The organism is Bacteroides uniformis, from assembly GCF_025147485.1.
Classification (GTDB): Bacteria; Bacteroidota; Bacteroidia; order Bacteroidales; family Bacteroidaceae; genus Bacteroides; species Bacteroides uniformis.
The window spans coordinates 3,866,530-3,879,502 of sequence record NZ_CP102263.1 but is presented as its reverse complement, the minus strand read 5'-3'; the positions used below and the strand labels follow the sequence as shown (position 1 = coordinate 3,879,502).

At 47.0% G+C, this 12,973-nt stretch carries 10 protein-coding genes; 1 reads left to right on the top strand and 9 read right to left on the bottom strand.

Features of this window, described 5'->3' with window-relative positions; genetic code table 11:
* Positions 1 to 17: 17 nt before the first annotated feature.
* From NQ510_RS15700 to NQ510_RS15690, 3 genes are all read right to left on the bottom strand, one after another.
* The gene (locus tag NQ510_RS15700) at positions 18 to 1,832 is read right to left on the bottom strand and encodes a bifunctional DNA primase/helicase (protein ID WP_005827482.1); all 1,815 of its coding nucleotides are present in this window, start codon (positions 1,830 to 1,832) and stop codon (positions 18 to 20) included.
* A 241-nt stretch (positions 1,833 to 2,073) separates the two neighbouring features.
* Positions 2,074 to 3,093, bottom strand: coding sequence for a DUF7833 domain-containing protein (locus tag NQ510_RS15695; RefSeq protein WP_005827485.1), 1,020 nt, complete (start codon positions 3,091 to 3,093; stop codon positions 2,074 to 2,076).
* A gap of 321 nt (positions 3,094 to 3,414) precedes the next feature.
* A complete protein-coding gene (locus NQ510_RS15690; RefSeq protein ID WP_229031894.1) occupies positions 3,415 to 3,624 on the bottom strand; it encodes a hypothetical protein in 210 nt (69 codons plus the stop codon).
* Between the two features lie 168 nt (positions 3,625 to 3,792).
* On the opposite strand from NQ510_RS15690, the gene NQ510_RS15685 reads away from it, so the two are divergent.
* Positions 3,793 to 4,857: an acyltransferase family protein gene (locus tag NQ510_RS15685; protein WP_009038303.1), complete on the top strand. Its 1,065-nt coding sequence runs from the start codon at positions 3,793 to 3,795 to the stop codon at positions 4,855 to 4,857.
* Here the strand turns inward: NQ510_RS15685 and NQ510_RS15680 are convergent.
* Genes NQ510_RS15680 through NQ510_RS15655 form a run of 6 tightly spaced genes read right to left on the bottom strand, consistent with a single transcriptional unit; the run spans position 4,792 to position 12,969 of the window.
* Positions 4,792 to 5,793, bottom strand: a complete 1,002-nt coding sequence (locus NQ510_RS15680; protein WP_005827492.1) for a phosphoribosyltransferase — start codon at positions 5,791 to 5,793, stop codon at positions 4,792 to 4,794. The two genes, NQ510_RS15685 and NQ510_RS15680, sit on opposite strands and share 66 nt — an antisense overlap.
* Complete coding sequence (locus tag NQ510_RS15675) at positions 5,790 to 6,992, bottom strand: glycosyltransferase (RefSeq protein WP_005827494.1); 1,203 nt, start codon at positions 6,990 to 6,992, stop codon at positions 5,790 to 5,792. Before NQ510_RS15675 ends, NQ510_RS15680 begins: the two co-directional genes overlap by 4 nt.
* A 12-nt stretch (positions 6,993 to 7,004) precedes the next feature.
* Complete coding sequence (locus NQ510_RS15670) at positions 7,005 to 8,126, bottom strand: glycosyltransferase family 4 protein (RefSeq protein ID WP_005827496.1); 1,122 nt, start codon at positions 8,124 to 8,126, stop codon at positions 7,005 to 7,007.
* Positions 8,123 to 9,328 carry a glycosyltransferase family 2 protein gene (locus tag NQ510_RS15665; RefSeq protein WP_005827498.1) on the bottom strand — a complete coding sequence of 402 codons (1,206 nt, stop codon included), beginning with the start codon at positions 9,326 to 9,328 and terminating at the stop codon, positions 8,123 to 8,125. Before NQ510_RS15665 ends, NQ510_RS15670 begins: the two co-directional genes overlap by 4 nt.
* Positions 9,329 to 9,351: 23 nt before the next feature.
* Positions 9,352 to 10,809 carry an O-antigen ligase family protein gene (locus NQ510_RS15660; protein WP_005827499.1) on the bottom strand — a complete coding sequence of 486 codons (1,458 nt, stop codon included), beginning with the start codon at positions 10,807 to 10,809 and terminating at the stop codon, positions 9,352 to 9,354.
* Positions 10,810 to 12,969, bottom strand: coding sequence for a GumC family protein (locus tag NQ510_RS15655; RefSeq protein WP_005827501.1), 2,160 nt, complete (start codon positions 12,967 to 12,969; stop codon positions 10,810 to 10,812). It abuts the gene before it with no gap.
* Positions 12,970 to 12,973: the final 4 nt, after the last annotated feature.

Sequence of the window (12,973 nt, the reverse complement as noted above, 5' to 3'; positions counted from 1 at the left end):
TGTAAAGATACGGATTTTTACTCGAATAACCTGCCTTGTTCTTCATTATTTTTCAACCAATTCTCATTGTCGAACTGCGTGTTCACCGGTCCCAGTTGCTCTCCTTGGGGGGGGTGGATGACGTCTTCCTCGCAGGGCCAGTAGCGTCCGTTCAGGTGGTTGTAGACGAACTTGGCCTCGGTGTGGGCGCTGCCCAGGTGCTTGAAGCGGACTTTCTCGATGTAGATGGTGGCTATCTGTTTCGTGTCGTTACGGTCTACCACGAGGCAGAAGTCGGACATGTTGGCGAAGTTGGCAGAGCCGTTGATGTCGTTCATCTCGACACGGCGCCGGGTGCCGTCCTTTTCGTTGCGGTTCACCTTGCGGGGGTGGGCCACGAGGATGACGAGGCACTGGTTGCGGGTGGCGAAGCGTCCCAGCTTGTTCAGCGTGTCGGTGATGTAGTCCATTTCCGTCTGCCCCGGTTCCAGACGTTGTTCCAGGCGGTTCATGGGGTCGATGACGAGGATGCGCACCCCTTTGCGGCGCACCACCTGGCGGGCTTTCTCCAGGATGTGGTCGATGCCGTAGCTCCCGTCGTCGGGCAGGATGTGCGACACGTTGCGGTCCAGCCAGCCCACTGCCTGCCCGTAGACGGCTTCCGTCATGCCCGGTCCGGGGGTGAAGCGGTGGCCGGTCAGCTTCTCCGCCAGCTTGTGCAGATGGTAGGCGATGGGCATGTTTTCGGGGCTGAAGAAGGCGATTTTCCACTCGTGGCGCAGGCAGAGGCGCAGCACCAGCTCGTCGGTGAATTCGGACTTGCCGTCGCCGGGGCGTCCGGTCATCACCAGCAGGCGGCGGGGCTCGAAGGTGCAGTGTTCGTCGAAGTTGTCCCAGCCGGTGTCGGCACCCCGCTGCAGGCCGTTCTCGTAGAGGGAGCGCAGGTCGTCGCGGCAGTCTTCGGCGGTGAAGATGCCTTCCAGGGGCACTTCTTCGGCTTGCTCGATGCAGATGCGGAGGCTTTCGGCGCCGTATTTCACCAGATGCTCGTTGGCATCCTTGCAGCCCTCGCCGAAGTGCACGATGCGGCAGCGTTCCACTCCGATGCGGCGCGTGAGTTCCTGCCGGAGCGACTGCCCTGCCGGGTCCTCGTCTACGGCGATGTAGATGGTCTGCTTGTCTTCGAAGTGCGACTCCACGAAGCGGTCCAGCCACGTGAGGTTGCTCTGGGCGCCGGCGGGCACGGAGACGACGTCCTTGCGTCCGGCGGCGATGACGGCTGCCGCGTCGAACTCGCCTTCGGTGATGATGCACTCCGGGGTGCCGAGGATGCTGTCCACGTTGTAGGGGATGAGCTCGGCCCCCTTCACCATCATGAAGTGCTTCAGGGCGCTGCGGTACTTGGTGTTGACGAGCGTCCCGTTCTCGAAGTAGTTGAAGCAGATGCAGTTCTCCTCCTGGCTGCTCTCCGGGAGGCGCACCGTCTCTTCGGTGATGCGCAGGGTGCGCAGCAGCTCCTGCGGCAGGCAGCGGACGGTGGTCCAGTAGCGTTCCAGGTTCTCGGAGAGTTGCATCCGGGCAGGGTTGAAGGTGGGACGGCGGAAGTGCTGGGGCGGTGCGGTGGGCTTCCGGTGCATGTCGCGGCGTTGCTGCTTGAGGCGTTCTTCGGCGTCGTCGGGCACGTAGAGCTTGTAGCCGCAGTGGTGGCAGTAGCACAAGCCTTTGTCCAGGTCTACGGAGAGTGACTTGTTGCCTTTGTGTCCGCGGGTGTCGTTACATTGCGGGCAGATGATCTTGATTTTGCCGCTGATGCGGCCGCGGGTATCAATGCCGTGTTGATGGAAATTTCTCATATAGGTTTGCTTTAGTAGTTTTCTGATAATTTTTTAGACGCAGATTTTAGTTTCAGGGCAGCCTGAGGGGTTGAAATGCCACACTTAGCGGGTTGAAATGCCACACTTAGCGGGTTGAAATGCCACACTTCACGGGGGTAAATGCCACACTTGGGACGTGCTGAGGTGTGGCATTCGGAACGTTGACATGTGGCATTCGGAACGCTGACGTGTGGCATTCCGGGTGCCGGAGTGTGGCGTTTCAGCCGGGTTTCTGTTTCGGCTTTTTCGATGAAGGCGGCGGGGTTTGCGACGTCCACGAACGGGCAGTTTCGTTCCAGAAGGCGGTATTGTCTGGTCGGGGTGGCGCTCCGTCGGGGATGGGGCAGCCCAGGTAGGTGCGCCGTCCGTCCACAAGCAGCTCGTAGCGGTAGGGGTCGGGAGGTGCAGCGGCGGACTGCTGCTTTTCGAGGCCCTGCAACAGCATATGCAGTTCCTGCGAGGTGCGCTGGCCGGCCCTTACAAAGTTGACGAAATATTGTCGGGTGTCTTTCATGTTCAGCAGCACATTGCCGTTGTCGTGCAGTATGACGTGCTGCCTGAATACCTCCACAGCCTCTTTGATGTGCGTCTTCAGCAAGCTGCCATAGCCGCTGTGCATGCAGGCCACGTCCAGCCAGGCACTTTCTTCGGTGAGTTTGTCTATCAGCGTATGCCAGGGTTCGATGGGAGCGGGTGTTGTTTGGGGTGATGAAAGTGCATCGGCAGCAGCAGCTTCTTTTTCTTCTGTTGTTGCTGTTGTTGTTTTATTAATATCTATAGTCTTCTTATTAGTATTTGTGGCGTTTTTAGCTAAATGCTTGTTGTTTAGTGTATTGCTTGACAAATCAGACTGTTTTTTGCTTTTATTCCTCGATACTTTTTGCTGTTTTTCGTCATTTTTTGCTTTGGAATCCGGCTTTTCCTGAGTAGTTTTTTCCGTTTTTTCGCCTTTTTTGTGTAGGGGATTCAACTCTTTGGGCATAAAGTATCCGTCTTCGTCCAGTTCAAAAAGGTCGTATTCCAGGATGATTTTCTTAAGGTAGCATAAGGTAATTTTCTTGCTGTCGCAGTAGGCACGGAGATAATCCAGTTGCGCGCGCGGTTCTGGCAAGATTGACAGTTTTTCGATGATAATCCAGTAGGCACCCAGTCCTCTGAGTCCTTCGTTGTCTACCAAGTGTTTCATTCTGGGGTCGAACATTGACATTAAGGAGTGTTGGAAATAAAAATTCTTTTTCATATATATTTTTTTAGAGGGAAAAAGTAGTGCGTAAAGCGGGGCTGCTTGTTGTGGCGACGGCGTTTTCCGTAGTATTTTTCTCTATGTTTAGTGATGCAAAGGTAGGGATAATAGGATAAGCCTGCAAATGGACTTTTGTAGGCTTAATGTATGCTTTGGCGTGTCCAGAAGCTATTGTATGGGGGTTCTGGCCTTCGTCTGGGGAACTGAAGCCTACAATGGTGAAATATGTGATTTTTTTATAGAAAGTAGCCGGTGGAGCTCGCTCTTTAGGCGGCCTTCTACTTGTTACATTCGTAAACATTTGACTCACAGTGGCTATTACTCTCCGGACTTTGTTTTGTGCATACGTGTCATCTGCCGTATGTGGGCCAGACTGCGCAGTTCGCTTTGGGAGAAAGACGATTTCCCTTCCAGCAAGCCGCCAATTGCCTCTGCAATGATTTCCAACTGATCCAATAATGGATTTCTACTGTGTGCAGTATTCTTTTCGATGCTTACTGCGTTTTGACCTCCGCTTTGGAGGGTCAAGGTTGTTTTTTTATGTTCATTATTAGTTAAAAAATATCTTGGCAAAGATACTTAATTATTGGTATTCTACCATTTACTATACGAAAAAGAAAAGTGCACGAAAAAAATGGGGGAGAATTTGTAAAACATCTATAAATCATTAACTTTGTACATGATTACTTAAATCAAATGGAAAAAAATATTTTGCAATCAAGAGTTATAGATGTACTGCGGTTTCCTATGATTGTTGGAGTCGTTCTGTGGCATTCTTTTTTTGAAGGTATTATGGGATTGGATATTCCGGATTCAGGGATACCGATATATCATACTACTTCTTTTTTTATATCACGTATTTTGGCTTCAGTGGCAGTTCCTTTATTTTTTTTTATTTCAGGGTATCTCTTTTTCTTTCGCACTGCCTTTTCTGTTGATGTCTATAAAAAGAAGCTAAAGTCAAGGATTAAAACCTTATTAATACCATATTTGTTTTGGAACTTTGTAGTACTTGTGGGACATTGGATTGTTACAGTTTTATCACCGGTACAATTGACATCAGGTGCTTATAAACAAGTGAGCGATTATACTGTTTGTGATTATCTGATTAGTTTTTGGAATATTAATGGAATGCCGGTAAATGGAGCTTTATGGTTTATACGTGATTTAATGGTCATGTTGGCCTTTTCTCCATTAGTATACTGGTGTCTTCGTTATTTTCGTTGGTATATATTGGTAGTGTTTGGTTGTATTTGGCTGGTAGGGGGAACTTTGGAGATTCCAAGAATGGATGCTGTCTTTTTCTTTTTTGTGGGAGCATGGTTTAGTATTACCGGACGTAACTTTGTTGCTGACTTTAAATCTTTTTTTCCTTGGGGAGTAGCCTTGTACTTTCTTTTTGCTATAGGTACAATTGGCGTAAGAGGAGCAGATGGATTTCTATATGTAGCCAATGCCGGCATATTATTGGGCATTGTATCGATTATAGCTTTGACTGCTTACTTTGTGGAACGGGAAAGATGGAAATCTTCTTATTTTTTGATAAGCTCTTGTTTTTTAGTGTATGCATGTCACCAGCTTCCCTTGAATATGTTCGTCCGTATTCTGTTTAAGTTTATGTCTCCCGTTTCTGATTGGCAATTTATGCTTATTTATATTGTTAGCCCTTTGGTGATTATTCTTGTTAATCTTTTGTTATACGCTTCGTTGAAAAAACTTTTTCCACATTTTACAGCCATTATTACAGGTGGAAGAGGTTGAATGAGAGCTTAATTTGTTGCGCATCCTTATCATAAAACGCCGCAGCCACGGGAATGTTTCTCCCGACTTCAGGTTGTAGTACAACGATTTGGATTCATAAATCATCTGGAACGTTTCCGTACAGAGTACCGGTTTCTTGGTCAGGCGGTTGATTTCGACAGCTTGTGTCATGGAACTTTCTACAAACAGCATGTTGTCTGTGGATGAACCGTATTCTTTGGCTTTGAAGGAGGCGTGGCAATTCGCCCGTTGGCGTGCAGCCATATCCGGCAGGTTCAGCATGACGAGCTTATTGTATTTTACATGGTTCTTCTGGAGCCAGGCTTCCGTCTCCGGACGGTATTTCTCCAAGCGTGAAGTGACCAGTGTGCCGATGGTGACTTTGGGAATGAATAGCGGAGGAGCGTTCAGCAGGAAATGACGGTACTTCTCGCCGTCGTCGTTCTCTTCCGGAGTGGGGTCTGCGCAAAGCACGCCGTCAATGTCCATACACGTTTTTTGCAGGATGGAGTGGTTCATTATGTTCCATTGGAAGAAACGGGGATAATCGACTATTTCGAAAAAATAGTCTACGGAATGGGAGTGTAGTGGGACTGCATAAATGACGCAATATTGGATGTTGTATAAATGTTCTATGTCCTTCAGGAGCTCGCGGCATTTCTTCATGGCTTTTCCCGTGGCTATGCTATCATCCACAACCAATACATTATGTATATTGTTCATGTTGAAAGTTTTCCCCCGTTCTCCGGTCTGATAGATATGCCCGTTGCGGAAAGAGTCTATGTCCGTGACCGGCAGGTTCAGGTAGAGCGCCAGCAGGTTGGCGGGAAACATGCCACTGCGGGGCACGCCGACAATGAGGTCGAAATCCCGTGGCAGAATGCTGAGATGTTGCAGGATGCAATGGTTCAGGTCGTCTATGTTACGATAGTTCATGTAGCTTTCTCCTTCAAAAAATTATCGATTATGTCGTATATTTTCTTTACACTGTGCCCCCAGCTGTGGGTCTCGGCAAAGGCTATGCGCTGTTTGGCAAGTTCTTCGTCATCGGCTTCGGTCACAGCACGGTCTATGGCCGAAAGCCATTCTTCCGGGGTGGTGGCCAGGTGCGTGTGATTTGCGAATATGTGGCGCATGGTGTGGGTACTGGTTGCGACAGTGGGTTTACCCATAGCCAGGTATTCGTCTATTTTCAATGGATAGTTACCGTCGGTAATCTCGTTCACCATTTGCGGATTGATGCAGACATCGTAGGCAGCTATGTAGGCCGGTAATTCGTCCACTTTTTTTTGTCCGGTGAAATAGGCATTTTTCAAACTATGGATACGGTTCCGACGGAAAATGTCATCTTCTGGTCCGGTGAACACAAAACTATAATCGGGACGCTGACTTATTATCTGATAAAGCAGGTCTCCGTCAAGGCGGGTACTGTTTATCGTACCCATATATCCGATGATAGGGCGTGGAATGTCTTGCATGTCACCGGGTGTTTCGTATTTCTTGGCCGGATTGTACAGCTTTAGGTTTACGCCGGTTTCGATGGGGTAGGTATGGGGATTGTAGGCTTGCAACTCTGCGGCAAAACGGGTGGAGTTTGCCAGAACAAGGTCGGCCGAAGCAGCCAGTTCCGGTTCAAGACGGGTGCCGTGCCTGCGCCAGTAGGCTTCGCCTATGACGTAGTCGCGCCGGTAATAGATGCTAACAGACGGATGGATATACTCCTTTAGATAGCGGCTGCGGTAAATGTCTGTATCGATAAGGTGGATGTAATTTTTGAAGTCGAGCGCGGCAGCCTGCTCTACAATCCATCGGGCTATGCGGGCATTGTTTTTTCTGTTGACGATATTGAAAAGCGGTGCAGGTAGGAAGTTGGCCGAGAACAACATGAAAGGACAGTCCAGCACCCACATGTTGGCGTTGATTTGCCGGAGCGGTGAAGTCTCTCCCTTGATGACAGCCATGCGCCGGATGTAGGACGGAGATTGTCTGTTCCCTCTCAGCCGGATGGAAATGTCCATCGGAGTGTTTATGTAGAGCACTCGGTTCTGCTTTGAAATTTCCAATGCAGTATTCTTGATGGTACTACCTATTTCGATGTCCCATGTTTGCAGGCTGGTGATGATGAAGTCTCTCATGATGTTTGCCGGTTACTGGTGAATACAGTGATATATCTTTACATATTCTTCTGCAGTGTGTTTCCAGGAGAACAGTTTTACACGTTCCAGACTGTAATTTACTTGTTGCTGATAGAGTGTCGCATCATTTTCCAGGCGTAGCAAGGCATCTGCTATTTTTTGCGGTTCTTGAGGGTCGACTAAAATGGCACCTTTACCGGCTACTTCGGGCATTGCCGAAACGTTGCCCGTCACTACGGGAGTGCCGCAAGCCATAGCCTCCAGTATCGGAATCCCGAAACTTTCACGCAAGGAAGGATAGAGAAATGCAAATGCTGCATTATAAAGGGTTGCTAAATCTTTGTTGCCGATATATCCCGGATAATACAGATGTTCTTTTATCCCGGTGATTCCTTCTTGCTGAAGAAGCTGGTCGATATATTCTTCTTTTAAATCGGCAATGAGAAGGGGGCGTTTCGTTTGGGATGCTTTCAGATACAACGCGTATGCTTTCAGGGTACGTGCCGCATTCTTTTTGGGGTCTGTATTTCCAAGAAAGAAAAGAAAGTCTGGGTGCGGTATGTATTTCTGCACAATACTCTCATCGGGTGTTTCCTGCATCGTAAAGTAAGCGCTGTAGCCGTTGTAAACGGCTTTAATGACTTCTTTGGGAAGTTGCAGCGCTTCGCGTATGCGGGTACACTCGAACTGAGAAACTGTAATAATATTTCTTGCTTTCTTCAGGATGCGGGGAACAATCAGGCGACGGTAATGCCATCCCATTTCCTGATAGAAGGAAGGACTGCGATGCTGACGCGGCTCCAAATAGATAATGTCATGAAGCGTCAGCACCAAAGGGACGGGACACCATAACGGGGCTGTATTCGATGTACAATGCAGCAAGTCCGCTTTCAGCTTCCTGACGGCCTGGGGCAATGCTATCTGCTCCCACAAAGGATAAGTAGGGCAGCGAAGCTCAATGATATGGAGGTTTTCCGATTCTTCCAGGCACCAGTCCTCCCCCGGAGCAACGAATACGTAATATTCATTACCGTCTTTCCGCTTTTGCAGTTCTTTCAGTGTCTCCAGGATGACAAAGTCCATGCCATGCTTGTCTTTGCGGAAAATGCGTTGGGCTTCGATGGCGATTCTCATTTTGCTGCCTTTCTTTTCTTTTTCCGTTTAAAGATTCTTGTGATGTGGCTCATGGAAGAGGTGACTACCAATATGGGCAGAGACCAGAAAGCGCTCCGGAATTTGCGGCTGATTTCCCCTTCGGGCATGGCCATCAAAAAAGTGATGAATAAAACGGCTAAAAGTGCATACCATTTTGTAGCAAGCGGCCACTCCAGAAACGTCATTGCTACGGCACATATCGTGATATATAAGATGAGCAGGAAACGGGATGGAAGTAGCCATTGGAATAATTTTTCGCATAAATCCCACTTTCCTTGTAAGAATGCTATCGGAAATTGTTGCAATGCCAGTATGGAGCTGCGGTACTGTGAGCCCAACCAGCGCTGGCGTTCTTTGCTGTACCCCGATGTATCGTCCGTCTTTTTGCAATAGCAGACTATTTCTTCCATGTATTCGGTATATATGTTTTCCTTCAGAAGTTCCATTTCTGTAGCTTTGGCCAAATCGCTTCCTGATAATCTGGGAGCGATTTCCTGGAACATCTCAAAATCAAACATCATGCCCGAACCGATGAGGGCGGAGGAGAATCCCAGTGCCGTATGTGCCTTGCGGAAGAGGTGGTTGTTGATTTCTTCGCTGGTGGCGTTTAATACGGCGATGTTAGTATTCAGGTTTTCCGTCATGCGGTGGGCTTGGATGGCATCACATCCGGAGTAGTAGGCATTGTTGAAAAGCTCTAATGCGTTAGGAACAACTTTGTTGTCTGAATTGAATATGGTGATGGCATCGTACTCATGAGGAGAATAGCGCTCCATGACCTGCTGTATGGCATATATCTTTGTGCAATGTTCTTTATCGGGCACGACAATGTTGACCGGCATCTGGAGCAGCGTAACCAAATCTTCTTCGGACAGTTGTGTGGCAGCCACTGCGATGTCGTATTTTTCTCTCGGATACGTCTGCGTGTCAAGGAAATGATTGATGGACTCTATCACTTCCTTGCCGTTTTTCAGCACAACAAAGAGGACCAGGAACCGATGTCGCTTGGGGGACGGTGGATAGGGATTCTTGTATTTCCGCAAGGAGGCCAATGCATAGATAAACAAGTAGGCTACGGGGATGGCCAGCAATAAGAAAAGAACCGCGTCTGTCATTTGCAAGGCATTGTTGTTCTCGTCCATCCACCAGTCGGGATTGAATATGGAAAAAATGTCGTTCATATATGTTTTCTATTTAATATTTTCTATTTCTTTTTCATTTTTTGTTGGGTCAGCAGTTGGTCGATATGCTCCCCGTTAATCAGAACTGACAAAAATAAAATGATTATAAATCCTGTAGGGAATTGAAAGAAAAAGGCATTTCCATAGGCACTTATCATTAGTCCGAAAATACCGCAAGCAATGGCCGTGAGTATTCCACGTAGCTCGTTATTCTTAATCCGAAACATGATAAGATAGCAACCTCTTAACAATGTACAGACATATATGGTAAGAAAAAGCACTAATCCTACAATGCCGGTTTCCATCCATATCTTGACATAAAAAGAATCATGGGGAATGAGTGTTGTGAGACGGGAACCATATTTTCTGGCTTCTACCCCTCCCAAACCAAGTCCTTCTCCGAAAGGTTTGTATTTTAGATATTCAGCCAATCTTTTTTGGTTTTCTTTGCGGACAATGTATGAGGCGTCTTCTGTAGGTCTGAAAGCTGTACGCATGCGTCTGATGGAAGTGTTGCTTTCACCGATATAGGTATGGGCGAAAAAGACATAAAAAAACAATCCGAAGAAGACTGTAGCTCCCATGAGCTTGATATTTTTACTGAGGAAAGTTAACAATATGATTCCTCCGATGGGGACAAACAGTGCACCGCGGGTTCCGGAAATGAACAAGGCATATATGGAACAGACGGCAATAATTGCATAATAGATTCTTATGGAACGTTCTTTTATGAAGATAGCCGAGATACCGAACAGAATGGCGGCAAAGCCCATGTTGGAACCGAAATTTCCGGCATCTGTGAAAAAGGAAAAATATCGGGTGACATCGGATAAAAGGTGTGTCTTGTACATTTCCGTTTCAATCAGCATGGTTGTTTCTGTCTCATCAAAACCTGCATATTTCTGGTAAACAGCTTTGGCTACGGCTGTCAATGTGAATATGGACAGAAAAAGCATAATGACGCGCAACCGCTTGTAGGAGGTCATTGTTAAAACGCCAATTAATGACATGACAAGGGTACTGTATATGATTCCACGGGAGTAAATCCAAGCTTCCGTGAGAGCTGTTGGATTCATGATTTCAGCCGCAGTATATATGGCCCATATGCAACCTCCGAACGTCAGAATGTTTTTGGTGTATTTCCATGCAATCTTACCTTGTTGGTGATAGGAATATATCAGGAGCGTCACAAGCAGGGTGACGGTTGCGACATCATACCAGACACTCAACCCACTGCCCTGCGTGTATCTGTACCAGGGAATGAAAAAGTAATTGAATGTGAATAGGAAACATACACCGGCAAAAGGGTTTCTTAATGCTTGTATTGCTATTATCAGGAAGAAAGGGGAAAGGCAAACGTATGCAGTGATATCCCAAGTACTGAATAATATGCTATAGATGAGCGCACCCAGTCCGATGATGAACACTAATAATGTTACCGCCAAGGGAGATATGCTATGTCCTTTGATATCCGTTTGCATTTATTTGACAGCTGCTGATTTTGATGTTAAACCTAATTGTGCCAACCGGCTGAAGAAGCTGTGAACCGGGGTGTGAGGAGGCAATTCTCCGGTGAAGCTTTCAACCACTTCGCGGTCTGCATTGTTGAGATACATAAATAGAGGAGTTCCTTCCAATTCTTCCTTTAACGGTTTCAACCGGGTGTCGTCATCTCTGCCCCACAATCGGGCGGCGTTGGCTATCAGCAAATTGAAATCTGCTTTTTTCAATACCGACATAGGTAGAGTTGCGGTACTGACAGCAGGATATTCCACTAAAATGATGTCCGGTATTTCTTCTGCTTCATTCAGAACCCAGAAGTCAGACAATTCTTGAGCTTGTACATATCCCTTGTTTTGGGTATCGAAATCGTGGTCATATTTTACAAGGCGCACTTTTATACCCTCAGTTTCCCAGTAATCAATGAAATATTTGGCAAGGAATGATTTTCCTTCACGTTTCTCCATGCTGAGCAGGTTTATGACAGTAGGACGGTCCGGGTGCAGGTAGTTGTTCAATTGCCGGCAACTATAGGCAGCGGCAAGCCGGTTACAGGCCTTGAGGAATCCACGATACTTCAAGTTGCTTACACCGTTGAATGCTGCAATGACAGAGAGTCCGGTCAGGCGTTTGCTGCGGTCCGGGTCGCGGAGAGTGCGGTCTAACAATTCAATCAGCAGGAAGTAGCCGCTTATGAATATCATACTGCCGAAGAATGCGGCAAGGACGTAGATAATTCTTTTTCTGCCATTGTCTGTCAGCGGATACTCGGGGGATGCTATGACCTGCAGGTTGGCAGTTGTCATCTTGATATTCTGCAAACGGAGGTGTGCTTCGGCAAGGCCTCCTATTTGTCGGCGATAATTGTCTTCGGCAATGCCTACGGCACGTTCTTTCCGCTTGATTTGAGTGCCTACGGGTGAGAATTCCCGGTATTGGTCGATAATGTCCCGTTGGCGGTCAACCAATACTTTCACTTCAGCTTTGGCTTTCGCCTCATTGATGCATGCCGTCAGCCATTCTGTCACCATTTCTTGAATGCCTACCCCTTCCTTGGAGAAACCATACTCGTTTAAATTATCGGAGAGATGGCTTATCTTTTCTTCTGCCTTTTGCAGAGCGTCTTTTTCTCTTTGAAGTTTATCACTATTCTGCTGGCTCTGTTCTGTGGTGAATATTTCTTGCTCAAGAATACTTTGGTTCAGGGTACTAACTTTTTCCAGTTCTTGCAACAAATTAGTATTTGTGCGTATAATCTTGGCACGTATGTCCATTTTATTCTCTAACATCTGGCGTAAAGCCACTGCGCTTCCATAGTTTCGCTGCACTTCTTCCATACGGTCGTCCGTCGCATATTTGGTCAAAGCTAATGCCTTGGATTGCTCGTCGTAGTTGATGACTTGTTTTTGAACACTATAGTCTGTTAAATCATCTTCTTCTGCAGTAAGTGCTTTTTTGGCTATGCGCACTTGTTCTTCAAAATAGGCGATAGCACTGTTCGTGGCACTGAACCGGAGTTGCTCATAAGCCTTTAACAGTTCATCTTCCAATATCTTGAGGGTGTTTTGCGTAATACCGGGATCGGAGGAGGTATATACCAATTCTATCAGGTCGCTGGTACCCAGTCGTTTAATGGTGATTGTGCTTAATGCGCTATAACTGTAATAAGGGTAGGGACGGTTGAATATGGAATAGACAAAATTACTGCTGTTCTCTTTCCGGTAATTCATCAGATTATTTGTAGTTTTATCCAAAGAGGAACGGTCTACCAAAGCCAGCACTTCTTTAGGAAGGATTTGGACGAGCTGCCTATAATGTTTGGCTTGAATGTACATGTTGTCTTTCCACTCATCACCGTATACGAGGCTGGTTGCAAGCAGACGTACCGAAACCTTTGCCAAAGTGTTTTTGGACTTGCCTATATTGATGATATTGTCGAAGGTACTGTTGATATTGATAAGCTGGCTTCCGTCCAGATTGGTGCTGTTGGTTACACCTGCATATAGACTGCTGTTTACCGTATAACTGTATGGTAAAAACTGTGTAAAGTATATGACTAATGCTGTAACAAGGAGGCTTCCCCACAATAACCAATAACGGATGCGGTAAAAGAAGCTTGCCAAAAATTGTACTATATTCATAATT

What these genes read in the sequence shown, in the direction of transcription:
- NQ510_RS15665 (WP_005827498.1), bottom strand. Translation starts at nt 9,328, where the DNA reads ATGAACGACATTTTTTCCATATTCAATCCCGACTGGTGGATGGACGAG.
- NQ510_RS15655 (WP_005827501.1), bottom strand. Translation starts at nt 12,969, where the DNA reads ATGAATATAGTACAATTTTTGGCAAGCTTCTTTTACCGCATCCGTTAT.
- NQ510_RS15660 (WP_005827499.1), bottom strand. Translation starts at nt 10,809, where the DNA reads ATGCAAACGGATATCAAAGGACATAGCATATCTCCCTTGGCGGTAACA.
- NQ510_RS15695 (WP_005827485.1), bottom strand. Translation starts at nt 3,093, where the DNA reads ATGAAAAAGAATTTTTATTTCCAACACTCCTTAATGTCAATGTTCGAC.
- NQ510_RS15680 (WP_005827492.1), bottom strand. Translation starts at nt 5,793, where the DNA reads ATGAACTATCGTAACATAGACGACCTGAACCATTGCATCCTGCAACAT.
- NQ510_RS15675 (WP_005827494.1), bottom strand. Translation starts at nt 6,992, where the DNA reads ATGAGAGACTTCATCATCACCAGCCTGCAAACATGGGACATCGAAATA.
- NQ510_RS15685 (WP_009038303.1), top strand. Translation starts at nt 3,793, where the DNA reads ATGGAAAAAAATATTTTGCAATCAAGAGTTATAGATGTACTGCGGTTT.
- NQ510_RS15670 (WP_005827496.1), bottom strand. Translation starts at nt 8,126, where the DNA reads ATGAGAATCGCCATCGAAGCCCAACGCATTTTCCGCAAAGACAAGCAT.
- NQ510_RS15700 (WP_005827482.1), bottom strand. Translation starts at nt 1,832, where the DNA reads ATGAGAAATTTCCATCAACACGGCATTGATACCCGCGGCCGCATCAGC.